Raw genomic sequence first — 405 nt, 5'->3', positions numbered from 1 at the left:
CTCCCGATTTGTCCGACGCCGTTATTGAGTTCGGCGGAAACGCCTTTTGCGACTTTGCCCGGCAATTCCGTTTTCATTTGCGTAATGCCTGCATTGAGATTGGAGGTGCCTTGAACAAGCTTTGCCGGTATGGCTGTTTCCGCTTCTTTCAGCTTGGATGTTAACAGGCTGCTTCCGGATTCAAGCTCGCCCGCGCCTTTTTGCAGTTTTAGAGCGCCCGCCAATAAAGAATGGCTGCCTGTTGTCGAAAGCTGGTTCAGGCCGGTACTCAAATCGGATGTGCCGGATGCCAGTTTTTCAGCGCCTGAAGCTGCGTCGGAAAGGCCTTTTGTAAAAGTAATGGAACCGGATGCCAGCTTTTCAAGATTTGCTTTCAAAGTTTTTGCGCCGGTATTGGCTTCTGCC

1 pseudogene is annotated in these 405 nt (G+C 51.1%); it reads right to left on the bottom strand.

Annotation, left to right across the window (positions count from 1 at the left end):
- A pseudogene (locus tag ACLWS4_RS37645) lies at positions 1-405 on the bottom strand (hypothetical protein); the annotation flags it as partial.

Source organism: Kitasatospora sp. SC0581, assembly GCF_048159585.1.
GTDB lineage: Bacteria > Actinomycetota > Actinomycetes > Streptomycetales > Streptomycetaceae > Kitasatospora.
Note: the sequence above shows the minus strand (reverse complement) of the source record. Positions and strands in the feature narration are given on the sequence as shown.